The sequence below is a fragment of the Pauljensenia sp. 20925_1_27 genome, from assembly GCF_041432835.1.
GTDB lineage: Bacteria > Actinomycetota > Actinomycetes > Actinomycetales > Actinomycetaceae > Pauljensenia.
Map to the genome: position 1 here is coordinate 124,976 of NZ_JAPWAH010000004.1, position 23,610 is coordinate 148,585.

26 protein-coding genes are annotated in these 23,610 nt (G+C 63.9%); 10 read left to right on the plus strand and 16 right to left on the minus strand.

The window, feature by feature from the left end:
• Window position 1: 1 nt before the first annotated feature.
• On the minus strand, window positions 2-1,324 hold the full coding sequence (locus O3684_RS04315) for a YkvI family membrane protein (RefSeq protein ID WP_500065264.1): 1,323 nt from the start codon (window positions 1,322-1,324) through the stop codon (window positions 2-4).
• A gap of 152 nt (window positions 1,325-1,476) precedes the next feature.
• Here O3684_RS04315 and O3684_RS04320 point away from each other — a divergent pair, with 152 nt between their 5' ends.
• Complete coding sequence (locus tag O3684_RS04320; RefSeq protein WP_500065265.1) at window positions 1,477-1,740, plus strand: type II toxin-antitoxin system prevent-host-death family antitoxin; 264 nt, start codon at window positions 1,477-1,479, stop codon at window positions 1,738-1,740.
• A gap of 63 nt (window positions 1,741-1,803) precedes the next feature.
• Here the strand turns inward: O3684_RS04320 and O3684_RS04325 are convergent, their stop codons facing one another.
• The 3 genes from O3684_RS04325 to O3684_RS04335 form a co-directional block, all read right to left on the minus strand.
• Window positions 1,804-2,526, minus strand: coding sequence for a nitroreductase (locus O3684_RS04325; protein WP_500065266.1), 723 nt, complete (start codon window positions 2,524-2,526; stop codon window positions 1,804-1,806).
• A 71-nt stretch (window positions 2,527-2,597) separates the two neighbouring features.
• Entirely contained in the window at window positions 2,598-2,855 is a 258-nt protein-coding gene (locus O3684_RS04330) for a type II toxin-antitoxin system RelB/DinJ family antitoxin (RefSeq protein ID WP_500065267.1), read from the minus strand.
• A gap of 106 nt (window positions 2,856-2,961) precedes the next feature.
• Window positions 2,962-4,011, minus strand: coding sequence for a threonine aldolase family protein (locus O3684_RS04335; protein WP_500065268.1), 1,050 nt, complete (start codon window positions 4,009-4,011; stop codon window positions 2,962-2,964).
• 140 nt (window positions 4,012-4,151) lie between these two features.
• On the opposite strand from O3684_RS04335, the gene O3684_RS04340 reads away from it, so the two are divergent.
• The gene (locus O3684_RS04340) at window positions 4,152-4,985 is read left to right on the plus strand and encodes a class I SAM-dependent methyltransferase (RefSeq protein ID WP_500065304.1); all 834 of its coding nucleotides are present in this window, start codon (window positions 4,152-4,154) and stop codon (window positions 4,983-4,985) included.
• A gap of 33 nt (window positions 4,986-5,018) precedes the next feature.
• Here the strand turns inward: O3684_RS04340 and arfB are convergent, their stop codons facing one another.
• Both arfB and O3684_RS04350 read right to left on the minus strand, forming a co-directional pair.
• Window positions 5,019-5,459: an alternative ribosome rescue aminoacyl-tRNA hydrolase ArfB gene (gene arfB / locus O3684_RS04345; protein WP_500065269.1), complete on the minus strand. Its 441-nt coding sequence runs from the start codon at window positions 5,457-5,459 to the stop codon at window positions 5,019-5,021.
• Window positions 5,460-5,490: 31 nt separating this feature from the next.
• Window positions 5,491-6,090 (minus strand): uracil-DNA glycosylase family protein, encoded by a 600-nt coding sequence (locus O3684_RS04350; protein ID WP_500065270.1) that lies wholly within the window; start codon window positions 6,088-6,090, stop codon window positions 5,491-5,493.
• A 412-nt stretch (window positions 6,091-6,502) separates the two neighbouring features.
• Here O3684_RS04350 and O3684_RS04355 point away from each other — a divergent pair, with 412 nt between their 5' ends.
• Entirely contained in the window at window positions 6,503-7,510 is a 1,008-nt protein-coding gene (locus tag O3684_RS04355) for an alpha/beta hydrolase (protein WP_500065271.1), read from the plus strand.
• Window positions 7,511-7,604: 94 nt separating this feature from the next.
• On the opposite strand, the gene hemQ is transcribed toward O3684_RS04355, so the two are convergent.
• Window positions 7,605-9,818: a hydrogen peroxide-dependent heme synthase gene (hemQ, locus tag O3684_RS04360; protein ID WP_500065272.1), complete on the minus strand. Its 2,214-nt coding sequence runs from the start codon at window positions 9,816-9,818 to the stop codon at window positions 7,605-7,607.
• 193 nt (window positions 9,819-10,011) lie between these two features.
• Between hemQ and O3684_RS04365 the strand changes: the two genes are divergently transcribed.
• Genes O3684_RS04365 through O3684_RS04375 form a run of 3 tightly spaced genes read left to right on the plus strand, consistent with a single transcriptional unit; the run spans window position 10,012 to window position 12,422 of the window.
• Complete coding sequence (locus O3684_RS04365; RefSeq protein ID WP_500065273.1) at window positions 10,012-10,935, plus strand: ABC transporter ATP-binding protein; 924 nt, start codon at window positions 10,012-10,014, stop codon at window positions 10,933-10,935.
• Entirely contained in the window at window positions 10,922-11,683 is a 762-nt protein-coding gene (locus O3684_RS04370; protein ID WP_500065274.1) for an ABC transporter permease, read from the plus strand. Before O3684_RS04365 ends, O3684_RS04370 begins: the two co-directional genes overlap by 14 nt.
• Window positions 11,684-11,705: 22 nt before the next feature.
• On the plus strand, window positions 11,706-12,422 hold the full coding sequence (locus O3684_RS04375; protein ID WP_500065275.1) for a TetR/AcrR family transcriptional regulator: 717 nt from the start codon (window positions 11,706-11,708) through the stop codon (window positions 12,420-12,422).
• Here O3684_RS04375 and O3684_RS04380 read toward each other — a convergent pair.
• A complete protein-coding gene (locus tag O3684_RS04380) occupies window positions 12,419-13,552 on the minus strand; it encodes a glycosyltransferase (protein ID WP_500065305.1) in 1,134 nt (377 codons plus the stop codon). The two genes, O3684_RS04375 and O3684_RS04380, sit on opposite strands and share 4 nt — an antisense overlap.
• 217 nt (window positions 13,553-13,769) lie before the next feature.
• Here O3684_RS04380 and O3684_RS04385 point away from each other — a divergent pair, with 217 nt between their 5' ends.
• The gene (locus O3684_RS04385; protein WP_500065276.1) at window positions 13,770-14,186 is read left to right on the plus strand and encodes an Rrf2 family transcriptional regulator; all 417 of its coding nucleotides are present in this window, start codon (window positions 13,770-13,772) and stop codon (window positions 14,184-14,186) included.
• A 33-nt stretch (window positions 14,187-14,219) separates the two neighbouring features.
• The gene (locus O3684_RS04390) at window positions 14,220-15,233 is read left to right on the plus strand and encodes an NADP-dependent oxidoreductase (RefSeq protein WP_500065277.1); all 1,014 of its coding nucleotides are present in this window, start codon (window positions 14,220-14,222) and stop codon (window positions 15,231-15,233) included.
• A gap of 138 nt (window positions 15,234-15,371) precedes the next feature.
• On the opposite strand, the gene O3684_RS04395 is transcribed toward O3684_RS04390, so the two are convergent.
• The 6 genes from O3684_RS04395 to O3684_RS04420 all read right to left on the minus strand — a co-directional run bounded on the left by O3684_RS04395 (window position 15,372) and on the right by O3684_RS04420 (window position 19,373).
• The gene (locus tag O3684_RS04395; RefSeq protein WP_500065278.1) at window positions 15,372-15,917 is read right to left on the minus strand and encodes a GNAT family N-acetyltransferase; all 546 of its coding nucleotides are present in this window, start codon (window positions 15,915-15,917) and stop codon (window positions 15,372-15,374) included.
• 85 nt (window positions 15,918-16,002) lie between these two features.
• On the minus strand, window positions 16,003-16,968 hold the full coding sequence (locus O3684_RS04400) for a Fic family protein (RefSeq protein ID WP_500065280.1): 966 nt from the start codon (window positions 16,966-16,968) through the stop codon (window positions 16,003-16,005).
• Window positions 16,969-17,086: 118 nt separating this feature from the next.
• On the minus strand, window positions 17,087-17,746 hold the full coding sequence (locus O3684_RS04405) for a DUF421 domain-containing protein (protein ID WP_021611464.1): 660 nt from the start codon (window positions 17,744-17,746) through the stop codon (window positions 17,087-17,089).
• Window position 17,747: 1 nt separating this feature from the next.
• The gene (locus O3684_RS04410; RefSeq protein ID WP_500065281.1) at window positions 17,748-18,197 is read right to left on the minus strand and encodes a DUF3290 domain-containing protein; all 450 of its coding nucleotides are present in this window, start codon (window positions 18,195-18,197) and stop codon (window positions 17,748-17,750) included.
• Between the two features lie 133 nt (window positions 18,198-18,330).
• Entirely contained in the window at window positions 18,331-18,786 is a 456-nt protein-coding gene (locus tag O3684_RS04415) for a hypothetical protein (protein ID WP_500065283.1), read from the minus strand.
• Window positions 18,783-19,373: a TetR family transcriptional regulator gene (locus tag O3684_RS04420; RefSeq protein WP_500065284.1), complete on the minus strand. Its 591-nt coding sequence runs from the start codon at window positions 19,371-19,373 to the stop codon at window positions 18,783-18,785. The genes O3684_RS04415 and O3684_RS04420 overlap by 4 nt, the downstream gene beginning before the upstream one ends.
• A 258-nt stretch (window positions 19,374-19,631) precedes the next feature.
• Here O3684_RS04420 and O3684_RS04425 point away from each other — a divergent pair, with 258 nt between their 5' ends.
• Entirely contained in the window at window positions 19,632-20,480 is an 849-nt protein-coding gene (locus tag O3684_RS04425) for an aldo/keto reductase (protein ID WP_500065285.1), read from the plus strand.
• A gap of 204 nt (window positions 20,481-20,684) precedes the next feature.
• Here the strand turns inward: O3684_RS04425 and O3684_RS04430 are convergent, their stop codons facing one another.
• On the minus strand, window positions 20,685-21,671 hold the full coding sequence (locus O3684_RS04430) for a hypothetical protein (RefSeq protein WP_500065287.1): 987 nt from the start codon (window positions 21,669-21,671) through the stop codon (window positions 20,685-20,687).
• Between the two features lie 435 nt (window positions 21,672-22,106).
• On the opposite strand from O3684_RS04430, the gene O3684_RS04435 reads away from it, so the two are divergent.
• Complete coding sequence (locus O3684_RS04435; protein WP_500065288.1) at window positions 22,107-22,655, plus strand: hypothetical protein; 549 nt, start codon at window positions 22,107-22,109, stop codon at window positions 22,653-22,655.
• On the opposite strand, the gene O3684_RS04440 is transcribed toward O3684_RS04435, so the two are convergent.
• Window positions 22,652-23,521 carry a DUF2262 domain-containing protein gene (locus tag O3684_RS04440; protein ID WP_500065289.1) on the minus strand — a complete coding sequence of 290 codons (870 nt, stop codon included), beginning with the start codon at window positions 23,519-23,521 and terminating at the stop codon, window positions 22,652-22,654. The genes O3684_RS04435 and O3684_RS04440 overlap by 4 nt on opposite strands.
• Window positions 23,522-23,610 lie beyond the last annotated feature (89 nt).

Below are 23,610 nucleotides of genomic sequence, written 5' to 3' on the forward strand. Positions count from 1 at the left end.
CTCAGGAGTTCGAGCGGTCGGCCTCGAGAGCCTCCTCGACCAGGGCCTCGTCGACGGGCAGGGCCGCGCGAGCGTAAGCGGCGGCATCATCCTGGGTGTCCGCGATCTGCTCGGCGATCGTGTCGGCCTCGCGGCGCAGCTCGGCGCCATCGACGACCGAGGCCTGCGCGAGGGTACGGGCCTGGGCGCGGTGCTCGTCCGTGTACTCCAGGTCATCGGCGTGCTTGCGCACGAGGACGCGGATGAGCTTGCGGCGCAGGTTCTCCTCGCGTAGGACGGCGGAGCGCTCGCGCAGCCAGCCGACCGCGAGGACGACGAGGAGGGCGACGCCCAGCCAACCGATGATCGGGTACATGCCGCCGATCAGCTTCTTGAAGCCCATGAGCGAAGCCGCGTAGCCCACCGCGACGACACCAACGAGGACGATACGCATGCGAGTGGTCGACCCGCCCGAGAATCGGCGCGCCGTCGCGTAGAACAGCGAGAACACTGTGTTGTAGATGAGTGCGAAAATGATGAGCGTGTAGATGAAGGCGAAGGCCGGATGGATCGCGCGGGCGATTTCCAGCGCCGGAACGTCAACGTCCCAGATCCGATCCATGTTCAGGTACAGGCTCAGGGCGTCGCCGCCGATCACGAGCGCGATGATGGTGCCGCCAATGCGCCCGGCGCGGCGGGCCTCGCCGATGCGCAGAACGGACCCACCGAGGACGAAGGCCATGGCGATGCCGTTGACGACGCACAGAGCGAAGTAGTTGATCGTGGAGAGCCACAGGTTGGGCAGCGCCGGGGTGACCTGGGTGGCGGCGGCGTTCAGCTCGGCGACGCCCGGGTACGGTGTGGCCAGCGAGTAGATGGTGAGGATCGTGATCGCGACGATGATCATGGGCGTGAAGACACCGATCACCTTCATGATCCGGTCGAAATCCAGGAAGGCCGTGAGAACGACGATCACGGCGCACAGGGCGCTGCCCGCCCACGCGGGCAGGCCAAACTGCTGCTCGAGGTTCGCGCCCGCACCCGCGAGCATCACGAAGCCCATCGCGAAGCCCGAGAAGACGAGCACGACGTCGATGACGCGGCGTAGCGCCGGGTGGGTGATGCGTTCGAAGACCTCGTCGTGGTGGCCGGAGCGGTAGTAGGAGCCGAGCTGGAGCGCGACCACGCCGAAGATGACGTTGAGGACGCCCAGGACTGCGATACCGATCAGGCCCTTCGCGCCAAAGGACAGGAAGTACTGGAGCAGGTCCTGGCCACTCGCCAGGCCCGCGCCGATGATGACTCCCACGTAGGCGAAGGCGACAGAGAGGTACTTCTTGGACATAGGGTCCTTCCGATTGCGGACGTTTCACGAGGCCGGGGCCTCGTTCCACGGTAGACGCTCCCCCGGGCGTCAGGTATGTCCGTGGGAAATTGTTCACGCTCAGGAGGGCCGGAAGAGGCGTAGATGTGTACACATTGTACTAAAATGACACTATGAACACACTTGCCACGACACTCTCGACTCGCGAGCTGCGCGCGAACCTCTCCGACGTCCTCGGGAGAGCTTCATACGGCGGCGAGCGTATCGGAGTGACGAAGAACGGTCGCCTCACTGCGATCGTGATCGGCGTCGACGATTTGTTGGCCCTGGAAGAACTCGAGGACGCGCGCGATCTCGCGGCCTACCAGGAGGCAGTGCGCAACGACGACGGGCAGCGCGTCAGCCTGGACGACCTGCGCGCTGAGCTCAACGACTAGCGACGCCCTCGTTGTGACGGTCGTGCGCGTCGCACACCGCCGCGAGGTCTACCGCTCGTAGCGTCACTTGCCTTCGAGGAGCTGGATCGGCGGACGCGGCGCCTGCATCGCGTTGATCGGGGCCTCGGGATCCGCGTAACCGAGCGCGAAACCGGTAATCAACTGGTAGCCCTCGGGAATCTCGAACTCGGCTTCGACAGGCTCACGCCAGATGGCAAGGAAGCCGATCGGGCACGAGTCAACGCCGCGCGACTTGGCGGACAAGAACAGGGTCTGGAGCATGAGGCCGGCGTCCATGGCGCTCCACGGGAGCATGTCCTCGTGGACGAAGACGAAGCCCATGACGGGCGCGCCGAAGGCCGTGACGTTGCGACGGGCAACACGGTTGCGCCCCTCAATGTCGGCGCGCTCGATACCGTGGATGCCGTAGAGGAGCTTTGCGACCTCGATCTGGGCAGGTCGCACCTCGTCCGGGTACCGCTTGCGCACGGGGAAGTCGCCGTCGGGCACGGGGATTTCAACGGTGGGATCCTCGGCCTTGCGGGCGTGGGCGGCGATCTCCTCGTCAAAGAGGCGGCCGTAGTGCTCACGCAGACGCTGGGCGCGCTCACCCGTGGCCAGGGCGACGCGGAAGGCGCGCGTGTTGGACCAGGACGGCGCGGTCGTCGCGTCGGCAAGAATCGCGTCGAGGACCTCGGCGGGGATCTCCCGGTCCGTGAAGGCGCGCGTCGAGCGGCGCGAGGCGGTCAGGGCGGAAAAATCGTTCGTCTGCGCAGTGACTGTCATGCACCCAGGCTAGCCCGGCCTCGTCCCCCGATCCACCCGGCCCGCCCACCGGACGGCCGTCGGTTTGCCAGCTAGCGATCCCCGTTCAGCCCTCGCGACACCCCACGCCCAGCCTCCAGCTCCGCGATACCGCGGTCAAGGTGAGCAAGGTTGGCGCGCGAGTAAAAGCCATCAACCTCCAGAACGAAGGGAATCCGCTGCTCCCGCGCCACCTTCTTCGCGAAGATCGTGAAAGCAGTATTCATGGAGAGGCCCATTTCTTTACAGGCGCGCTCCATCGCGGCCTTATCCTCAGCATCGAGTCGAACAGTCACCGTAGCGGTCGCCATTTGATACCTCCACAATCGACATATAGATAGCTACATGCTATCAGATCAATAGCATATTAAAGACTATGAGAGCGTACTCCACCCAGAGAATGCAGAAAAACTGCCTTTACCGGGCCAGGGCCTCCTCGAAGGCGACCACATCCTCCTCGGGCGTGGCCCACGAGGTTCCGATGCGCGCAAGATAGCGACCGTCGGGCAGGGTCTCCCAGATGCTGTAGCGCACCTTGTCCGACAGGCGCTCATGCCCGGCCTGGTCGAGGGCCACGAAGGTCAGGTTGGTCGGCGAATCCATGGTGACAACGTAGCCGGCGCGCTTAAGGGCTTCGCGAATCCGGGCGGTCGCCTTGACGGCGGGCTCGCCGATCGTCAGGTAGAGGCCGTCCTCGAAGAGCGCCTCGAACTGCACGCCCAGGAGGCGCCCCTTCGCCAGGAGCGCGCCGTGCTGCTTCATATGGGTGACGAACTGACGGATCGACCCGCGCTCAGGGATTACCACGGCCTCGCCAAAGAGCGTGCCGCACTTGGTGCCGCCGATGTAGAACACGTCGGTCAGGCGCGCCAGGTCGGCCAGGCTCACGTCGTTGGAGGGCGAGGCCAGCGCGTAGGCGAGACGCGCGCCGTCGACGAAGAGCTTGAGTTCGCGCTTGCGGCACACGGCCGAAAGCTCCTCGAGCTCGCGCAGGGAGTAGAGGGTGCCGTACTCGGTAGGCTGCGAAACATAGACGAGGGCGGGGGCGATCATGTGGTCACGCGCGCCGTCGCCCTCCCACGCTGCGCAGATGCGTTCGACGTCGGCCGCGTTGATCTTGCCGTCAACGGCGGGGGTGTCGAGGATCTTGTGGCCGCCGCGCTCGACGATGCCGGCCTCGTGCATGTTGATGTGGCCGGTGTTGGGGGCGATGACGCCCTGCCAGGGCAGGAGGATCGCGTCGATGACAGTCGCGTTCGTCTGCGTGCCGCCGACCAGGAAGTACACGTCAGCGTCGGGGGCTTGGCAGGCCTCGCGGATCAGGTCGCGGGCGCGCTCGCAGTGCTCGTCAGTGCCGTAGCCAGAGGACTGTTCCATGTTGGTGGCGACGAGGGCATCGAGCACCCGAGCGTGCGCGCCCTCCTGGTAGTCGCTGGAGAAGTTCGGCAGCGTGGCAGAAAAAGTCATTGGGCCATTATTCCACGCGCTTGACCAGATAATTCCCGTTTCCTCACGAAGATCTATTCTCGCTGGATCTGAAGGACTATCCTGACTTTCGCCGGGCGATGCTGCCAGGCTTCCCGATACGAAAGTGAGGGCATCGCATGATGCCAACCACGCACGGAGAACAGGCGAGCACAATCAACCGGGACTCGCAGGCCTATTGGAACAAGCGGGCCGCGACATTCACACGCAACGCGACCAGCGACTACGAGCACTGGCTTCTGGACTTGCTCGCGCTCGAGGCGGGCGAGGAGATCCTCGACATGGGGTGCGCGACGGGCACACTCGCCGTCCCCCTCGCCCGCGCCGGGCACCGCGTCCACGGCTGTGACTTCGCCGAGGCCATGCTCGCGATCCTCGACGAGCGCGCGGCAGCAGAAAACCTGCCGATCATCTCCCGCCTGCTCGCCTGGGAGGACGATTGGGAGGAGGCGGGCCTCGGGCAGAACAGCGTGGATGTCGCCTTCGCGTCACGCTCCCTCATGAGTGGGAACGTTTTCTCCGCAGTACGCAAGCTCGACTCGGCAGCACGCTCGCGCGCGGCCGTCGTCGTGCCGGGCAGCCTGCTCCCCTCTCGCGACCCGCGCATCCTCACCTACCTGGGGCGCTCGACGAGGAGAGCGCGCATCGTCCGCGACGTAACCCGCGCGCTCACGTCCCTGGGGCGGATCCCGGCTTTCGCGACCACACGAACCTTCCGCCCGATGCGTTTTTCTTCCTTCGACGAGGCCCGCTCAGACCTTCGTCGCCTAGCTGGCCCCGAGCCGTTCACCGTGCGCGAGCAGAGGCTTTTCGACGCGTACGCCGCCCAGCACTTCATGCGCGAGACCGCCACCGGCACCTCGGGCGAGAGCGACGATCAATGGATCCTCGACTACAAGCTGCCCGTCACCTGGGTGTTTATCGGCTGGCGCACCGATGGGAGCGCATGGGCATAGCGGGCCCCGGCCTCGTCCTTCAAAGCCGCCTTCTCAGTCCGCGTCGGGGCGACGCCTGCGCGCTTTGACCTCCGAGCGCCTCTTCTTGTCAGCAAGGCGGCGCAGCTTCGACGCGCGCGTCGGCTTCGTCGCCCGACGAGGCGTGGGCGGGGTGAGCGCTGCACGCAGGACGTGCGCGAGGCGTTCGCGCGCGGCGGCGCGGTTGCGGCGCTGGGAGCGATGCTCGGCGGCGGTAATCGTGAGGAGCGTTCCCGTCAGGCGATCCCCGAGAACGGACATGGCGCGCTCGCGTTGCTTGTCATTCAGGGCGGTCGTCGTCGCCAGATCCAGGCTGAGCTGGACGCGCGAATCCGCCGTGTTGACGCCCTGGCCGCCGGGGCCCGAGGCGTGGGAGAAACGCTCGACCAGCTCCCCCGCGGGCACGACGAGGCCGCGCGGGCAGCCGGGCCCAGCGGGAATGCGCAGATCGTCCATGGGACTAGTGTGCACTACCCGCCCAGGCTCGTTACTTCATGAGCTCAGCGACCCGCTCCTTCAGGTCAGGCAGCACGTCGGCGGCGAACCAGGGGTTCTTCTTCATCCACATCTGGTTGCGCGGCGAGGGGTGGACCAGCGGGAAGTACGTGGGCAGGTAGTGCTTGTAGTCGCGCACGACGTCCGTGAGGGAGGCCGAGGACTTCAGGTCCAGGTAGCGCCTGGTCGCGTATGCGCCGACGAGGATCGTCATATCCAGGTGCGGCATCAGCTCGAGCAGGCGCGGGTGCCACTTGTCGGCGAAGTCTTTGCGCGGTGCCAGGTCGCCGCTCTTGCCCGTGCCCGGGAAGTAGAAGTCCATGGGGACGATCGCGAGCTTGCCCGAGTGATAGAAGGTGTCGCGGTCGATGCCCATCCAGTCGCGCAGCCGGTCGCCGCTGCGGTCGTTCCACACGATGCCGGTCTCCTCAGCGACGCGCCCAGGCGCCTGGCCGACGATCATGATGCGACACTGCGGGCCCGCAAAGAACAGCGGGTCAATCCCACGCTTCGTAAACGAGGCGTTCTCGGGATCATTTTTGATATCGTCAGCGATTTTCTGGAAGCGCGGATCCGTGATCTCCGGTGTCATACCCCCAGCGTATGCCACATCCGCACGCACTCCGCCTCCAACGCCTTGGAGGTCACACGCTAACGCACGCACGTCAGGCACCAGATGGTCCCCAAAAAAACGGACACACCCCAAATTCCGCATGCAATTCCCCAACCGGCCATTTCAACACCCTCCCAGAAACCGCGGAATTTCAACGATCACAATTCAAATTCTGAAAGATCTGCGGGGGAATTGCATGCGAAATTGGTGGGGAAGGACGTGCGAGGTTCAGGGGAAACGACAAGGGGACGGCGGGGGAACCATAAAGAAACGGCAAGGACGATGACGCGGGAATCACCACACTAATTGGTAGCGGTACATCAAGCGGGCATAGAGTGGACCGCATGAGGACAGCAGAACGCATGACGACGAACGGGACGAGGCGCAGCCAGTGACAACACGACTCGTACGACAAACCAATAGGTTCCGCATCACCGCCATCATCGCGCTGTGCCTGCTCGCCCTCGCGGGGGTCACGGCGTTCGCGCTCAACCGCTCGGGCAACGGACAGAAAGACCCCACGGCCATTGCCTATGAAGAGGACGAGGACCCCCTGCCCGAGGGCGTCGCCTCACTCATGGACACGGCCAAGTCTCTGCACGGCACGATCGACACGATCACCTACGAGCAGAGCTATGAGGGGACGACTTACACCAAGCAGGCCTACGTGTACGTTCCCGCGTCCTACGCCTCGGACACACCCGCGAACGTCCTCTATCTGACGCACGGCTGGTGGGGTAACGCGGCTGGTCTGGCTGACGGCGTCGCGCCGGTCGTCGACGAGCTGGAGACCGCCGGCAAGGCCGCACCGACGCTGGTCGTTTTCGCGACCTACTATCCGGATCGGTCCTTCGCGACGGACGACTACGAGGAGGACTACACCCTCAATCGCTTCTTCGCGACGAGCGAGATCGATACCCTGATCGACACGGTCGAGTCTCGCTACACCACGTTCGCCCGCGGCGACACGTCCGACCAGTCGCTGCGAGCCTCGCGCAAGCACCGCGCATTCGGCGGTTTCTCGATGGGCGCGACGACCACGTGGGATGTTTTTGCCTTGCGTCCGCAGTATTTCTACGGGTACATGCCGATGGCCGGTGAGTCGTGGATCGGGCGCGAGGAGGACGCGGATTCCCCGCGCATCGCCGAGCTGGTGACCGCCGGCGTCACACGCGCCCACTACGGGCCACGCGACTTCCTCATTCTCGCGTCGGTCGGCTCGGAGGACCCAGCCCTGTGGGATATGACCCCGCAGATTGATGAGCTCCGCGAGGACTATCCCGACGTCATGACCGAGGACAGCCTGCAGCTGTGGATCGACGACGGCGAAACCCACTCAATGACCTCGATCGCCAACCAGGTCGAGCACAACCTGCCGCTGCTCTTCCCGGGCAAGTAGGGCACGCCGCGCCGCGTGAGCGCGACACACGCAGCCCCGGCCTCGTTCCTTTTCTCAGGGACGAGGCCGGGGCAGGCTCGCAGATAAGGGGGACTTATGCGCGGGGCTGGCGCTCCGCCCACTCGCCGAGGCTCACGCGCGGACCCGTGAAGAACGGGGTGTCCTCGCGCACGTAGAGGCGCGCCTCGGTGTAGCGCTGAGCGTGCATGACGCCCTCGAGGCGATCCAGGGTGTCAGCCTCGAAGGCGAGCACCCACTCGTAGTCGGAGAAGCCAAAGGCCGACAGGGTCGAACCCTTGACGTCCGGGTACTGCGCGAAGCCGTTGCGGCCGTGTTCGGCCATGATGCGGGCGCGCTCTTCGGGAGCTTTGAGGTACCAGTCGTAGGAGCGCACGAAGGGGTAGACCATCGCCCAGTCGCGGGGGGCGACGCCGCCGAAGCAGGCGGGAATGTGGCGCTTGTTGAATTCGGCGGGGGTGTGCAGGCCCATGCAGGACCACACCGGGTCCAGGAACTTGCCCAGCGCTGACGCGCGCAGGCGGTGGTAGGCGTCCTGCAGGACCTCGGGGTCGTCGTCGAGCCACCACACCATCAGGTCGGCCTCGGCGCGGAAGCCAGACACGTCGTAGAAGCCGCGGATTTCCGCGCCCGCGCCCTTCACGTAGTCCAGGGATTCGGCGACGATGCGGCCGCGCTCGCCATCGTCGGCGGGCAGGGACTCACCGAGCGCAAACACGGAGTAGAGGGCGTAGTGCTGCTTGTTGTTGACCTCGTCGAAGTCGACGTCCGTCGCGTCGCGCGGGTCGGTGACGCGGGCGTGAGCGGCGTGCGAGTGGGGCGTCGCCTCGGTACCCGCGTGGCGGGCCTGGTGGCGCGCGGCGTGCTCACCGACGCGGTCCGGCACTCCCGCGGGATGTCCCGGGTTTTCCGGGTTCTGCTCGGGCGGCACGACGGCGTGGGGATGCGGGGTAGACATGGAGTCCTCCTGAGTTGTGGCTGGTTGACCGGCGGCTCGGGCGGGCGCGCCGGAAGAATGAGGGGCGGTGCCGGGGTGGGCGCTCGCGGCGGCGGGTGAGGGGTGGCCTGGGCGCGCCGGGGAGAGGCAGCAGTCGCTCGGGCAGACGGTGTGGAAGGGGCCGGTGCCCGTCACGGTGACGGGCGAGGGATTCTCGCCTCGCGCCTGGGCCGCGCGTTCTTCGAGCACGTCGACCAGGGAGGACACGAAGCCCGGGTCGGTGGAGACGGTGTCAGCGCGCTCGTAGGGGATCCCCAGGCGCGCGGCGGTTTCCTTCGCCTCGGTGTCGAGGTCGTAGACGACCTCCATGTGGTCGCAGATGAACCCGATCGGAACGACGACAGTACCGGTCAGCGGCGTTGTGTCGGCCGCGATCTCCTCGAGGAAATCGTTGATATCGGGCTCGAGCCAGCGGGCCTGCGGGGGTCCGGACCGCGAGCAATAGACGAGGTCGTAGCCCAGATCCGCGCGGCCGAGGACGCGGCGCAGCTCGGGCATGATCGCTTGGATGAGGGCGTGATGCTGGGCGACGTAGCTGATTTCGGTTGCAGGGGTTCCCGTTTGCGACGAGGCCTCACTCCCCCGCTGCTCGACATGACCGTCCGAGGCCGCCACGGCCTCGTCGATCGAGGGACGGAAGGGGAAGGGCGAGGACCCAGCTTCCATGCTCACGGGAATGGAGTGGGTGACGAAGATCAGGCGGATCCCGGCCGGATCGACTCCGCGTGCCGCGAGGGCCTCCCACGCGCGCCGAACGGATGTGATCTGCGCGCTCGCCATGCCGGGGGCCGAGTAGTAGGGGCGGACCTTGTCCAGGATGATGTCGGCGTCGGGGTTGTCAGCACTGTCCTCGGCGCCCAGGACGATGGTGCCCCACTTGTCGCGCAGGGCAGCCGCCGCCTCGGCGAGGTCTTCGCGGTACTGGCGACACCCCGAGTACGAGGCGTAGGCGGAGGTGGGCAGGACGAGGATGCGCCGGGCGCCCGCCTGAGCGAGCTCGTCGAGTCCTTCGGTGACGAAGGGGTGCCAGTTGCGGTTTCCCCACCCGACGGGAATGTCATGCCCACGGCGAGCGAGCTCGGCAGACAAGTCCGCGATCAGGCGCTGGTTGCACGCGTTGATGGGCGAGACGCCGCCGAAGCGCTTGTAGTGGGCGGCGACCTGAAGCAGGCGCTCGTCGGGGATTCCGCGGCCACGCGTCGCGTTGCGCATGAACGGCAGGACGTCCTCCTCGCCGTTCGGGCCACCGTAGGACAGCAGCATGATCGCGTCGTAGGTTTCCAGACCTGGCACTTTCAGTCCTCCTTCACGCCTAGCGTGGACAGTGTAGGGCCGCTCCTCTCCCCCGTGCAGCGACAGATTGTCAGAAAAACGCAGCAAATCAGCATTTTCCCCGGCACGCAGCACTGGCTTGCGCACATAAGTTAACACTGTTAACCTATGTCGCGACACAAAGTTAACAGCGTTAACCGATGGGAGAGAAACCGTGTCACACCCACACGCCCCGGCCTTAGAAGTCCGGGAAATCCGCAAGAGCTACGGTGCCCACGAGGTCCTGCGCGGGGTCGACCTGCGCGTCGAACCCGGTCAGATCCTCGGCCTGCTCGGACGAAACGGGGCCGGCAAGTCCACGCTCATCACGATCCTGTGCGGACTGCGCCGCGCCGACTCGGGGACCGCATCCATCTGCGGCCACCGCACCGCATCCGCCGAGGCCGCACGACTTATCGGGTACGCACCCCAGGAGCTGGGCATCTACCCCGACCTGAGCGTCGCCCAGAATCTGGCAGCCTTCGGCGAGCTGCACGGACTCGGCCGACGCGAGGCCACCTCCCGCGCGGGCGAGGTCATGGACCTCCTCGGCCTCACAGAGAAGCGAGGGCAGCGCGCCTCACACCTGTCGGGCGGGCAGCAGCGCAGGCTCCACGCGGGAATGGCGATCATGCACCGCCCGCGCCTGGTGTTCATGGACGAGCCGACCGTCGGCGCGGACGTGGAGGCGCGCAGCCAGATCCTGGGAGCGGTGCGCCAGCTCGCGCAGGATGGCGCGGCCATCGTCTATACCTCTCACTACCTCGCCGAGTTCGAGGAGCTCGGCTCCGACGTCGCGATCCTGAACGAGGGACGCATCGTCGCGAGCGGCACGCTCGAAGACATCATTTCCGCCCACGGGCGCGCCGAGGTCACCCTCGAGTTCGACCGCCCCGTCCCCTCGATCGACGGGTGGAGCGCCGACGACAGGTGTCTCCGGCACATCGGGGACGAGGCCGACCCTGGCTCGCGGATCGGCGAAGCCTTGGCCTCGCCCGCCCTCGAAGGCGCGCGCCTGATGGACGTGCGCATCGCGCAGGCGAGCCTGCACAACGCGTATCTGCAGATCATCAAGGAGAATGACCATGTCGCAGCTTAAGCAACTCGGGGCAATGACCCGCTTGAACATCCGCCTGCAGCTCACCGACCCGGCACCCACGCTGATCCTGACGGTGATCCCCCTCGTCTTGATTCCCTTCATGATGCCGGCGTTCAAGTCGATGCTCCTGGCCGACGGCTACACGGGCGTCACCGGTGCCGAGCAGGCGGTCCCATCGATCGCGATCCTCTTCTCGTTCCTGGCCGTGCAGAACATCATCAGCTCGTTCTTCAACGAGCGTTCGTGGGGCACATGGGAGCGCCTCGAGGCCTCGCCCACCTCGCGCGCGTCCATTCTGACGGGTAAGGCGCTGGTCGCCTTCCTCATGCAGACCGTTCAGATCGCAGTTGTCCTCGCGCTCGGCGCTCTCGTTTTCGGCTATCGGCCGACCGGGTCCCTCGTCGCGCTCGCTGCGGTTCTTCTCAGTTTCTCCGCGGTCCTGTCGGCGCTCGGCGTCACGCTCGCGCTGTGGTCGCGCAGCCGCGACGCGGCCCTGTCGTTGTCGAACATCATCGGCATGCTGGCGGCCGGCATCGGCGGTTCTTTCTCCACGGTCTCCTCGTTCCCCGATTGGGCGCAGCACGCCGCGCGCCTGTCCCCCGCGTACTGGGCGATCACCGCGATTCAGGAGGTGAGCCTGGACGGGGCAAGCCTGTCGGACGTCGGGGCGCGGATCGGCGTCCTGTGGGGTTTCTTCGCGGTGATCGCGGGGCTGGCACTGGTACAGTTCCGGTATCACAGGGAGTAATGACCACCGAAGCGGAGAGCCCATGCCGTCGTCACGCCAGCGCGCGCTATCGCGAGACATCATCTTGTCGAGCGCGCTCGACCTGGTCGACGAGGAGGGGCTCTCCGCTTTGTCTCTGCGGTCCCTGGGAAAGCGTCTCGGCGTCTCCCAGGCCGCCTTTTATCGCCATTTCCCCGACAAGGCCGCCCTCCTGGAGGGCATCGCCGAGCAGGTCTGGCGCCTCACGTTCGAGGCCTTCCTGGGCCGCGTCGACAACGAGGCAGTCGACGGAGCGGCGGCACCGGCGCACGCGGTTTCAGAAACGACCGAGGGCGCCCCGGCCTCGCCCCTGCTGACCTACATGCGCGCCTACGCGCATTGCCTGGCCTCCACGCTGCGCTCCCACCCGGGCGCGGTCATGCTGCTACTCACGCACCCCATGTCGACGCCCGAGCAGCTTGCGCTCCTGGCGCGCGTGTTCGTGACGCTCGCACGGCGCGGTTTCACGCCGAACGCGGACATGCTGGGGCTGGTCAACGCCGTGTCGATCTACACGACAGCCTTCGTCGCCGCCGAGGTCGTCCCGCCCGTGGGCGGCTCCCCCGAGCAGCCGGTCGACCTGTCGGCCGCGAGCGCCGCGCTCGACCCCGAGGACGCGCAGGCTCTGCGCCCGCTCATCGAGGATCTCCTGGATGGCCGCTACGACTTTAACGCCCAGTTTGAGCGTGGCCTGGAGGCGATCCTGCGCGGCTGGGCCTAGCTGATCAGTTTTTCTACCTCGCGCACGATGCGCTTGGTGCCTCCCAGAGAGGACAGTTCCTCGCGTAGCCCTCGGATTCCCGAGGTCAGCGCGGGTTCGTCGAGGAGGGCACGGGCGGCGCGCGCAATGAGCGCTGGCTGGGAAGCGCGCACGGTCAGGCCACAGCGCGCGTTTTCCACGGCCTCGGCGTTGAATTGGCGCTCAAAGACGCGACCCGGGACGATCACCTGGGGGACCTCATAGGACAGGGCGTCCATCATCGAGTTTTGCCCGCCGTGGTGCACGAAGACGCGGGCGCGTGGCAGGAGATCGGCGACGTCGAAGCGGGGCGCGCAGCGCACCGTGTAGTCGCCTGAGGCGTGGATAGCCTCGGGCGCTCCCGCGACGTAGACGTCGCAGTCGAGAGCCTCGGCGAGCTCTCGTCCGGCGCGCACGGCCACGCCCGCGGGGACGCTGCCCGCGCCGAGGTAAACGAGGGCGCAGTCGCGAGGCTTACCCGTGGGGGCGGGTGGCTCGTCCAGGAACCCGCAGTAGACAGCCCGCTCCCCTGCCCGCGGTTCCAGGGTCGGGCAGCTCAGGATGAAGCGGCGCCTCATCCCCTCGAGAACCGTCAGGGACGAGGCCGGGGCGGGCATGCCCATGTCGCGTAGCAGGCGCCGAATTCCCGCGGATTTACGCGGGTTGGAGGCGTAGGCGGCGGTTGTCGGCTGCGAGGCGCTGCCCACGCACGGGATTCCCTCGGCGCGGGCGGCGATGATGGCGGCGAGGCTGAATTCGGAGTAGACCACGTCGGGGCGGATGGCACGCATGTGGGCGCGGAGGATATCGACGGCCGCGCAGGTGTAGCGCTCGTCGAGGGTTCCGGTGAGCCAGAGGACCTCCTCGAAGCTGTGCACGGGCTTGCGGCCCATGAGGCCGAGGCGCGAGGCCAGGGGGAAGGTATGGCGCGCAATGGCCTCGGGAAGTCCGAGGGGTGAGGGCACCGGAATCTCGAGCGTGGGCGCGATGGGATCGGCGCAGTTGCCGTCGTCTCCCCACGCGAGCGTGACCTCGTGGCCGGCGTCCTGGAAGGCGCGGGCGACGCGCTGCGCGCGCGACCACGGCCCGCCCATCCGCGAGCGGGCGACCATGGGAACGACGAGAACCTTCACGATTCAAGGGTACGTCACTCACAACCGCGCGCCCGCCACGGTTTTCCCTACTCAGTCCTCGTCTCTGACCAGAACGGACGAGGCCGGGGCCGAGAAACTCGATACACCAAAGACGCACACGTCACACCACCATCCGTTGACGGATGCCGACCAGCCAAATACTGTATCTGCATCTGATACAGAAACGGACAAGGTGATGGACACTCGATTCTCTTCCGCGATTCACGCGCTCATCCTCATCTCCGAGGCCGACTCCCCCATCAACTCGACCGCCATCGCGGCGAGTGTGGGCACCAACGCCAGCTACATCCGCAAGCTGACGGCCCCCCTGGCGAAGGCGGGATTCATCGAGTCCAGCCGCGCGGCGGGCGGTTTCACGCTCACCAAGCCCGCGCGGGAGATCTCCCTGCGCGACGTCTACTGCGCCGTCACCGACACGGATCAGATCCAGCTTTTTGACATTCACGAGAACCCGAACGACGAGTGCATCGTCGGGGCACACATCCGCCCGACACTCGCCGACGTGTTTCAGAAGCAGAACGAGGCCATCGAACGCGAACTCGCACAGACCACCCTGGCCGACTGCATCGCTCACATGCGCTCACACCTCTGATCCACACGACTCCCCACGAACCGAAGGACCATCATGAAGGCAGCTATCCTCACCCGCTACGACAAGAACGCCACCGACCTCGAGGTACGCGAGATCCCTACCCCCGCCCCCGCCTCGGATGAGGTGCTCGTCAAGATCCACACCGCGGCGGTCAACCCGCTGGACAACATGATTATGCGCGGCGAGGTCAAGCTGATCACCCCCTACGCTCTCCCCCTCGTCATGGGTAACGAGTTTTCCGGCGTCGTCGAGGAGGTCGGCGCGAACGTGACCGGTTTTGCGGTCGGTGACCGCGTCTACGGACGCATGCCTCTGGGCAAGATCGGCGCGTTCGCCGAGTTTGCGGCCGTGGACGCCGGCGCACTGGCTCACGTCCCCGATTACCTTTCCCTTGAGGAAGCGGCGACCGTGCCACTGACGGCCCTCACCGCCATGCAGTCCTTTGAGCTGATGGACGCAAAGCCCGGCCAGACGGTGTTCATTTCTGGCGGCACCGGGTCCCTCGGAGCGATGGCGATTCCCCTCGCCAAGAGCCTGGGCCTGACGGTCGCTACGAACGGCAACGGAGAGAACGAGGAGCGGGTGCGCGCTCTCGGCGCGGACATCTTTATCGACTACAAGAAGCAGAGCTACGCGGACGTCCTGTCCGAGGTGGATCTGGTGCTCGATACGCTGGGCGACCGCGAGCTGCCGACCGAGTTCAAGGTCCTCAAGGAGGGCGGCCACCTCGTGTCGCTGCGCGGCATGCCCAACGGCCGTTTCGCGCGACGGATGGGACTTCCCTGGTACAAGCGCTTCCTCCTGTCCCTCGCGGGCCGCAAGTACGACGCGATGGCCGCGCGCAAGAAGCAGACCTACGATTTCATCTTCGTTCACGAGGACGGCGCGCAGTTGGAGAGCATCGCCCCCCTGTTCCCGGCTGAGCGTCCGCTGACCGCATCCATCGACGCGACTTTCACCCTCGACCAGATCAACGAGGCCCTGGCCAAGGTGCGCGCCGGCGGCTCGCAGGGCAAGACCATCGTTCGCATTGGAGACTTCCAGTGAGCTACCTGACCACCCCCACCTCCTTCATCACCGTCGACGGCACGCAGATCGCCTACCGCGCGATGTCCGCGGAAGCCTCGCGGGGATGCGTAGAACTATGAGCCTTGGTGTCCCCGACACCAGGTCCACCTTCGGGCGCTACAACTCCAGCCTCATGTACACAAGCTCCTGGTAGCCCACAGCCGCAGACTTGTAGCCTCGGGGATTGCGCCCATACTCCTCGAATCCGGCGCGACGGTAAAGCGCCGCCGCCCGTTCGTTATCCGCCACCACTTCGAGCTCAAGCTGGGTGTAGCCCGCCTGCCGAGCGCAGTCAATGCTCGCTTCCATCAGGACCCGGCCGATTCCCATCCCCCAGTACTCCTTGAGGATGCTGATCCCAAAGCGCGCCCGGTGGGCGACCTTGCGCCGACTACGCACTGCTGAGACTCCTGCGCTTCCCACGATGCGCCCATCGATGATTGCGACGAGCTCAACCTCATTGCAGCTACGTTCCGTTTCCTCGAGGGAACGAGCTTCTTGTTCATCGTCACCGCTCTGCTCGTCTGGGTAGGACAGCAGGTAGTCGGTTTGCGCATGCGTGCATTGCGTGGTCTCGCGCAGCGCGCGGGCGTCCGACGCGACGGCGTTCCTCACGAGGAGTTCCACCCCGCCCGTTAAGAGCACCGTTTTGGCGTACCTCATCGTCGGCTTCCTTGTCTCCCTAGCGGCTTGGACTCGTTATGAAGTTGCGGAGTCTCAACGCCGACACATGGACTACTGATGCAGCTTAGAGTCTCGGCGCACGGACAACCCACACACCCGACCTGGGGCTCCCCTGACGCTCAAGCATGCCTTCTTCTTTCAGTTGTGCGACTATGCGCTCGGCGCTCCTCTTCGAACATCCGAGGTGCTGCGCGAGCTGGGCAACGGTTGACCGCGTGTTGTCACGGAAGAAAGCGAGCGCGCGGGCACGCTCCGCGTCCGCTGCACTCTCTGGCCGCGCGTACGGAAGTATGGCTTCCCTGATTGCTTCGAGCATAAACTCCACGAAGCTTTCACACGAACCGGTCACACCAGAACGCGCCAATGCCTCGTAATAGTCCGCCTGCCGCCTCCTGATCGCAGACTCGATGGGCACCCAGGCCAACACCGGACGCCACCGCGACAACAGTAGCGTGTGCCAAAGCCGTCCCATCCGACCATTCCCATCTGAAAAGGGGTGGCAGAACTCGAACTCGAAGTGGAAGACACACGAGGCAAGCAGCGGATGCAAACGCGTCGCACGCAGCCACTCGAAGATGCCTCCCATGACCTCGGGGACGTAGACTGCCGGACTCCCCGCATGGATGAGAGTACCCCCGTTGAACACACCGACATTGCCCGACCGAAAGCGCCCAGCATCGGGGACGAGGCCACCCATCATGACGCGGTGAACGCGCAGCAAATCTTCCACCGAATGAGGATCGAGTTCAGAAATAAGGTCGTAGGCGGCGCGTGCGTTTTCGACTTCGAGGATGTCACGCCGGTCTCCGAGAACCCGCTTGCCATCGATGATCGCACTCACGGCGCGCTCATCGAGTTTGTTACCTTCGATGACGAGCGAGGAGTAGATCGTCTGGATCCGCAGCTCCCGACGCAGTGTCGGGCTGGTCGACAGTGGGGCTTGAGGTGACAGCATGCCGACGAGCTCAGCGATCTCCATGCAGAGCGCATCAATCACGTCGGTGCGTTCGAACGACGGTTCGTAGGCCATGACCACCTCCTATTACCGCCACAATTATACCGCCAGTGGCGGTAATCGCGTGGCGCCAAAGGGCAGATGGTCCACGAAACGGCAGGAGGCCTCGTCAATTGACGAGGCCTCCGTGAAGTCAGCTCTTGACACTCGTTGTCTTCGGGTACGGAATCACCTCGAGGTGCCCAGAGACGAGCTCACCCAGGAACACCTGCTTGACCGAGGAATACCCCAACTTCTTGAGTTCCTCCTTGATCCAGGCTTTATCCTTGCCTGCAAGAAGGAGACCATCAGGTACGAGCTGGCCGTCAGTCACGAGCGGCAGGAGCGAGCGCTTAGAGCCGTCACCTCGCACGCGAATCGTCAAAGACCCGTTGGTTTCCATGATCGCTGCGGCGACGTCACCCACGCTGGCAATCTTCTGCTCACGCAGGCTCCTACTCAGTCCCTCCGCGGTCATTCCCACCTTCGCACAGCGCGCAATATCCACTTCACCATCACGAACGATCAGTTCGGGCTGACAGGCCGCAAGCTTCTTAAAGGTTTTGCTGGTATCGATGAGGATCTTCGTCGCGATAACAACGAGCGACCAGATCAAGATGATGACGAGAAACTGCAAGACGGAAATCGACGAGTTGTAGATGACGCCGCCGATGATGCCGCCCAGCACGTAGTTCTGCACCTGGTTGAGAGGCGTATTCAGCGAGAAGTCGCGCTTTCCCAAGATGTTGATCTGGAGCAGCATCGTGAGGATACCGAGCGCGAACTTGATAGCGGTCAGCGTGTAGAAGTCCATGTCAGCGCTCCCCGTTCACATAGATGCCATGGTCGATGATGTGCGTGCGCTCAAGCGTGAAGGAATTGTTGTCATTATTGAGATGGACGGTGTAGTCCTCCTCGTTAAAGCGCACGATCATCCCGTCCTGCAGGGACGTCTTATTCACCATGACATCACGCACTTGGACGCCATGATCGATGGCGACACCTTCCATGAAGCCCACGAGCAGCTGCGCCTGCGACTGCTGATCGCTGACCTTCAGATATTGCTCGGTCTGGATTCCCAGCAGGACGAGCGAGAACACGAGGAGGCCAATGCCCGCGTCACGCCAGCGGGTTTTCACTCGGTTATGCAAATACAGGGCACTGAAAGCGAGAGCCACAACGAGCAAGACGATGATCGCAGCTAGACGCCGTGTCGCATCCAAACTCTGGTGCGACACAATGTAGTCGAGGGTATAGAAGTTCATGCGCTATCCATATTTTTGCAGGTCACTCAAACAGGGTCACAATAGCACTGCAGCCAACACACGAAGCAGCAGCACTGGGGAGCACGACGGCCTCACCCGTTGACGAGGCCTTGGCTGGGAGAGCGTGAAACGCTCAGTTGGTCCCGTGAAACGCCCAGGCGCGACCGCGCGCGCCCCGCGCAATGTAACTGACACCCGCCAGCGTCAGGGCGAGGCCGAGGCCCGTGTAAAAGAAGGCGATGAACCAGTCAGGGAAGAGCCCTGCGGCGCGCATGCCAATACCAAACGACATCATGAACGCCATCATCATGTAGCTCTTGCGGTCGAAGAAGCGGACGACGTGGTGACGATCCCCCTCCAGGTCGGCGATGCGCTGGGCGTTCTTCTGGACAAGCTTGCTGAACATGGGGTGGAAGGCGCAGAAGATGGCGACCGCGCCGCCCGCGAGCACCAGGAAAATAATCGCGGCAACTCCGCGCATGTCGATGGCCGCGCGCACGCCGAGGATCGCGACGTTCAGACCGGCGAGCAGCCAGACGATGCCGGCGACGGCGATCAGGGACTGCTTGTTGATGCGGAATCGACTCATTTCTTAGTGTCCTTTTCGTCTGCGGTGTCGTCGTACAGGGCGGCGTCGAGGAGGGCGAACAGCGTCTCGCACTCGCCGCCCTCCATGAGCGAAGCGAAAATACTGCGCAGCACGTAGCGACACAGGGCCTCGGCGTTCATGGGGCCGACGAGCCGGGAGCGGTCCGCGGCCTCGTCCGCGTCGAGAACACGCATGAGCCCGCGCTCGATGTGGGCGAGCATGGGGGCGCGCACGGCTTCGAGGGCTTCCTGTTCTGCGCTGGGGAGGCGGCGCATCTCGGCGAACCAGTCGACGCTCATGTCGGCGCGCGCGGCGCACAGGGCCTCGCGGAATCTCCGCACGTAGGAGGTGAAGCGCTCACCCGGGCGCACGGCGCACAGCTCGTCGGAGAGGTTCTCGTCGAAGAAGCGGGTGAGCACGGCGGCCGTCAGGTCCGCCTTGGTCGGGAAGTAGCCGTAGACGGAGCCGACAGCGATGCCGCACGCGGTGGCGACCTTGCGCACGGAGAGCGCGGAGATACCGTCGCGCGAGGCGATGACATAGGCCTGACTGACCAGCGTCTCCGGGTCGATCACTTGTTTGGGCACGAAATCCTACTGTCCTGCTACCTGTGCAATCCATAATGAACAGTGTTCAGTATAGGGTCGCCCAGCCTCACGTCAACAGCAGAACCATGGAATCACGCCGCAGCCACCACAAACGGCTGCACATCACACATCCAGATACGCCCACCACCATACACACCAACCTGGAATAGGAATACGCTGGCAGTCAGCAGCGTCCGCACGGTTCAGCGCCGCACTGCCGAACCATCGCACGCAGCTCACGACAACAAAGGAGTTCGCATGGACCACATCACCCTGAACAACGGCGTCACCATCCCCCAGGTCGGCCTCGGCACTTACCTGCTGAAGCCGGACGACGCCCAGTCGGCGGTGACCTACGCCCTCGACAACGGCTACACGCTCATCGACACGGCGAACGTCTACGTGAACGAGCGCGCCGTAGGGCGCGGAATGCGCGCATCCTCGAAGGCGCGCGAGGAGATCTTCCTCGAGACGAAGCTCTGGCCGTCGTTCTTCGAACGTCCCACCGCCGTCGATGAGACGCTCGAGCGCCTGGGCACGGACTACATCGACCTGATGATCCTGCACCAGCCCGCCGGCGACACGGTCGCGGGGTACCGCATCCTGGAGAAGGCGCACCAGGAAGGCAAGATTCGCGCGATCGGCCTGTCGAACTTCAATGTCGCGCAAACGCAGCGCATCCTCGACGAGTGCGAGGTTGTCCCCGCGATCAACCAGGTCGAGTGCCACCCCTACTTCCCGCAGACGGAGCTCAAGGAACTCCTCAAGGAGCACAACATCGCACTGCAGGCGTGGTACCCGCTGGGCGGACGCGGCAACGACTCGATCATGACCGAACCGCTGGTCCAGGCCCTCGCCGAGAAGCACGGCAAGTCCCCCGCCCAGGTACTGCTGCGCTGGCACATCCAGCAGGGACACATCGTCATCCCGGGCTCGAAGACGCCATCGCACATCGCTCAGAACATCGACCTGTTCGACTTTGCGCTGACCGACGAGGACATGGCCCAGATCGATTCCCTCGACAAGGGGAAGCCGTTCTTCGAGCACAACGACGAGGTCCTGGCGGGCTTCCTCGCATACGTGCCCGACGTGGAGGGCCAGAAGTAATCCCATTCCCCGAACACCACCTTCGGCGCGGCCCTGATCGGGGCGAGCATGATCGCCCTAATCCTCTACCTGCGTGGAAGTGCGCGGCGGGCGTGAGCACGATTGCCTCCGACATTTGCTCGAGCCAAGCAACAACGATACCTTGCCTCGGAACGCAGCCCTCGCCCATCCCCTGACAATGGGCCAGGCCAGGGCTGCGTCCGCTCACGACACCCCCGAAGCCCGATCCGCTTCCATGCCGAAAGCCTGGACATAGTCATCGCTCAGGACGACCACGACACCATCTCCACCCATTGACACATTCTCACCCTCACTCCAGCCTTGAAACCCCTCCATTGAGCGGAAGAACTCTGATACACGGTGGAAGCAATCATCAACATTTCCTTGATCGCCAATGACCTCACGAAGACCTTTCACTAAGCCCACGGATACACCTTTACTGATTTCGATAAGCTCACAATCAACATTATTGATGCATTCTTCCGTCATTTTGCCGTAAGAAGGATCGGGGGAATGGCCGAGGGAAAGCCGTTGCACCATCGGCAAGTAATGTGCATAAATGGCCCCATCTAACTGAATAGTCAGTTCCCCCTCTCCAACACCTTCAGGATCCACGTCGCACAACTCCCAGAAGCTTCCCTTCGACGCCACACCACGAGTGAAACTTGATGCAACCACATGTTTCTGTAACTCAGCTCCTGGCGTCACGCACAAGGGATGCCCTGCACCATTCAGGGTTGTTACTGAAGCAAGCTGCAGCTGATCCTTTGCTTCCTTCACACGCTTCCAATGAACCCTCGCCCCTGACGTTCCCTTCGCCTCCACAAGCGCATACGGAACCCCTCGATCATTGATCGCAACATAGTCAGGCTTGCGCTGGCCGTTAGATGTCGTAAGACTGAAATACTTACTATCTCCCGCGTGGAGCAATTGATAGTTTCTCTTATTCCCCCCTAAGAATTCTTCAAACACAAGCCGCGCTCCAATCATGCCCAGATAGAATGACACGGCCCCTTTATAGCTAGCTTCAGCATGGCGATAGTCATCGGTCGCCAAAAAGCGTCGCGACGTCATATCAGGAGTGAGAGCAAATAGCGGAATTGAGCGGTAGAACATTTGTCCCCATAGTGAAGTGACGACATGACCCTCGAAATCTCCGTTATCGAGCGAATATCTCACGATGTCAGCCATGGAGCAAGTGGCACTGACATAAGAGCTGCCGATACTATTCTTCGCTTTATACTCCTTATATGAAGCGTATCGATAAACTGGAACGATGGACATGCGCTCCCCCTCTTGCTTGCGCGTAGCAAATGTAGACGCTCGAACACCCTTGTTAACACCAGCGGCAACAAGAGCTGACACACAGCATAGACAACACATGCTCGGTTGCAATACTGGACGAACCCTGCCAGGCATATACAAATATATTCGCGGCCACGACCCTCCCGCGTCCGACCACTACATCACATATTTCGACACAACCCAGCCGACGACCACTGTCGCCGCCCCCGAGCGCAGACGAGACGCTAGGAGCGTTCACCCACCGACCGAAATCAAAGTCTTCGCGCGTGAGGAGCTGCTATATTCGGGTCCAGTCAACGATGATCGACAAGGGGTTCCAACATGTCCAGAATCGTTTCCCTCGCAGCCTCTTTCTGTTTTGTCGCGACGGCCTACGCGGGCGGGCCTTTTACCATGGCGTTCTACCCTCCCTACCCGACGCTCCGAATCGACGTCTGGCCTCTCGTGATGCTCGTCTGCGCTGCGGCCACTGTCATCTGCACGCAAATCTCTCGCGACAGGCGCAGGCCCCGCGATCTGGCGTTCTGGGGCCTCGTCATCAAACTTAGCCTCCTCCCTTTCTTCCTTGTCATGTCCCTGTTGACACTTTTCGTGGGGGCTTATCTGTTCGCCCCAGGTGGCCCCGGCCCTCAGGCATTCATCCTCCCCTTTGCACTCCTGGGGGCATACGGCATCATGATCGTTGCGTCATCCCACGGGTTCGCGGCGATCAGCCGCGCGCGAGAGGAGCAACTCATCTCCCCCGAAACGGCGAAAAAGTACAAGCAAGGGCATGCCCTCCCCATCTCCGACCTAATCTCCTCAATCAGGCTCTACCTACTCCTCCGTCGACTCGATAGCGTCACTCCGACCAGCGCTCAGGAGGCTTAACCTGCCATCACCGCTGACGAGACCCCGTCCTCCAGGGTTCCGTACACCACGACGCAGTGGCCGAAGAACATCTCATCATCATCGAAGTATGTGGAAAATGAACCCTCCGGATCCATCGCGATGCTCGTGAGTTCGATCCGCTGTGCGAAGCTCTCTTCGGTGATCTCGGGGACGTCCTCGTCGGCGGATTCGCGCCAGTCGCACGCGAGTTCGGTGAGCTCCCGCGCGGCGAACGCTCGCATGTCGCGATCCCACCGGTCCTGATCGGTCATCATCTGCTTCATGGCGGCCACGGCAGCAGTCCAGGTGTCTTCGCTGGACGAATCAACCTCCAGCGAGATGTCGATGTCCTCACCCCGCCACGAAATGCCTCCCTCGAACGTGTCGTAGTCCTTGTCGAGAGTAAGCTCACCCAACTCCTGGTCGTTGAGGACTACCGGCCTGCGGTATTCGGCCAGCACCTCTTCCAAAGCGGGGCACGGAGGATTCTCTTCGAGGACCTCCACGACCAGGAGACGGTTCTGCGAGGAGGCGCTCATGCCCTCGGGGAGCTCGTGCGAGATCTTCTTGCGCGCCGCAACGCGGTAGATCTCCTCGTCGCGGAAGCGACCCAAGATGCCACCAGCAGCATATTCCTCATCGCTCACGGGGTAGACCAGCCGACCATCATCCGCGCACAGGGTGCCGGTCTCACAGTCCACGTACGCCAGGTACGAGTGCGCGGACTCCCAGAAGCCGTTCCTTTTTGCGGCCCCGCTGCTTCCGGCGAGCAGGACGACGATCTCCCCGGCCTCGTCCTCAAACGTGCGCTCCCATTCGGCCTGCGTCACGTTGTTTTGCGAGCGCATGTATTCGAGCAGATCCACGTGCCATCCTCCTTGATCCAGCGCTGCCGCTTCGCTACGACAAACCTACTCCACGGAATACTCCGCCACTGAATCACCAACACAAAACC

What these genes read in the sequence shown, in the direction of transcription:
- O3684_RS04315 (WP_500065264.1), bottom strand. Translation starts at nt 1,324, where the DNA reads ATGTCCAAGAAGTACCTCTCTGTCGCCTTCGCCTACGTGGGAGTCATC.
- O3684_RS04320 (WP_500065265.1), top strand. Translation starts at nt 1,477, where the DNA reads ATGAACACACTTGCCACGACACTCTCGACTCGCGAGCTGCGCGCGAAC.
- O3684_RS04325 (WP_500065266.1), bottom strand. Translation starts at nt 2,526, where the DNA reads ATGACAGTCACTGCGCAGACGAACGATTTTTCCGCCCTGACCGCCTCG.
- O3684_RS04330 (WP_500065267.1), bottom strand. Translation starts at nt 2,855, where the DNA reads ATGGCGACCGCTACGGTGACTGTTCGACTCGATGCTGAGGATAAGGCC.
- O3684_RS04335 (WP_500065268.1), bottom strand. Translation starts at nt 4,011, where the DNA reads ATGACTTTTTCTGCCACGCTGCCGAACTTCTCCAGCGACTACCAGGAG.
- O3684_RS04340 (WP_500065304.1), top strand. Translation starts at nt 4,152, where the DNA reads ATGCCAACCACGCACGGAGAACAGGCGAGCACAATCAACCGGGACTCG.
- arfB (WP_500065269.1), bottom strand. Translation starts at nt 5,459, where the DNA reads ATGGACGATCTGCGCATTCCCGCTGGGCCCGGCTGCCCGCGCGGCCTC.
- O3684_RS04350 (WP_500065270.1), bottom strand. Translation starts at nt 6,090, where the DNA reads ATGACACCGGAGATCACGGATCCGCGCTTCCAGAAAATCGCTGACGAT.
- O3684_RS04370 (WP_500065274.1), top strand. Translation starts at nt 10,922, where the DNA reads ATGTCGCAGCTTAAGCAACTCGGGGCAATGACCCGCTTGAACATCCGC.
- O3684_RS04375 (WP_500065275.1), top strand. Translation starts at nt 11,706, where the DNA reads ATGCCGTCGTCACGCCAGCGCGCGCTATCGCGAGACATCATCTTGTCG.
- O3684_RS04380 (WP_500065305.1), bottom strand. Translation starts at nt 13,552, where the DNA reads ATGGTCGCCCGCTCGCGGATGGGCGGGCCGTGGTCGCGCGCGCAGCGC.
- O3684_RS04385 (WP_500065276.1), top strand. Translation starts at nt 13,770, where the DNA reads ATGGACACTCGATTCTCTTCCGCGATTCACGCGCTCATCCTCATCTCC.
- O3684_RS04390 (WP_500065277.1), top strand. Translation starts at nt 14,220, where the DNA reads ATGAAGGCAGCTATCCTCACCCGCTACGACAAGAACGCCACCGACCTC.
- O3684_RS04395 (WP_500065278.1), bottom strand. Translation starts at nt 15,917, where the DNA reads ATGAGGTACGCCAAAACGGTGCTCTTAACGGGCGGGGTGGAACTCCTC.
- O3684_RS04400 (WP_500065280.1), bottom strand. Translation starts at nt 16,968, where the DNA reads ATGGCCTACGAACCGTCGTTCGAACGCACCGACGTGATTGATGCGCTC.
- O3684_RS04405 (WP_021611464.1), bottom strand. Translation starts at nt 17,746, where the DNA reads ATGGACTTCTACACGCTGACCGCTATCAAGTTCGCGCTCGGTATCCTC.
- O3684_RS04410 (WP_500065281.1), bottom strand. Translation starts at nt 18,197, where the DNA reads ATGAACTTCTATACCCTCGACTACATTGTGTCGCACCAGAGTTTGGAT.
- O3684_RS04415 (WP_500065283.1), bottom strand. Translation starts at nt 18,786, where the DNA reads ATGAGTCGATTCCGCATCAACAAGCAGTCCCTGATCGCCGTCGCCGGC.
- O3684_RS04425 (WP_500065285.1), top strand. Translation starts at nt 19,632, where the DNA reads ATGGACCACATCACCCTGAACAACGGCGTCACCATCCCCCAGGTCGGC.
- O3684_RS04430 (WP_500065287.1), bottom strand. Translation starts at nt 21,671, where the DNA reads ATGGCTGACATCGTGAGATATTCGCTCGATAACGGAGATTTCGAGGGT.
- O3684_RS04435 (WP_500065288.1), top strand. Translation starts at nt 22,107, where the DNA reads ATGTCCAGAATCGTTTCCCTCGCAGCCTCTTTCTGTTTTGTCGCGACG.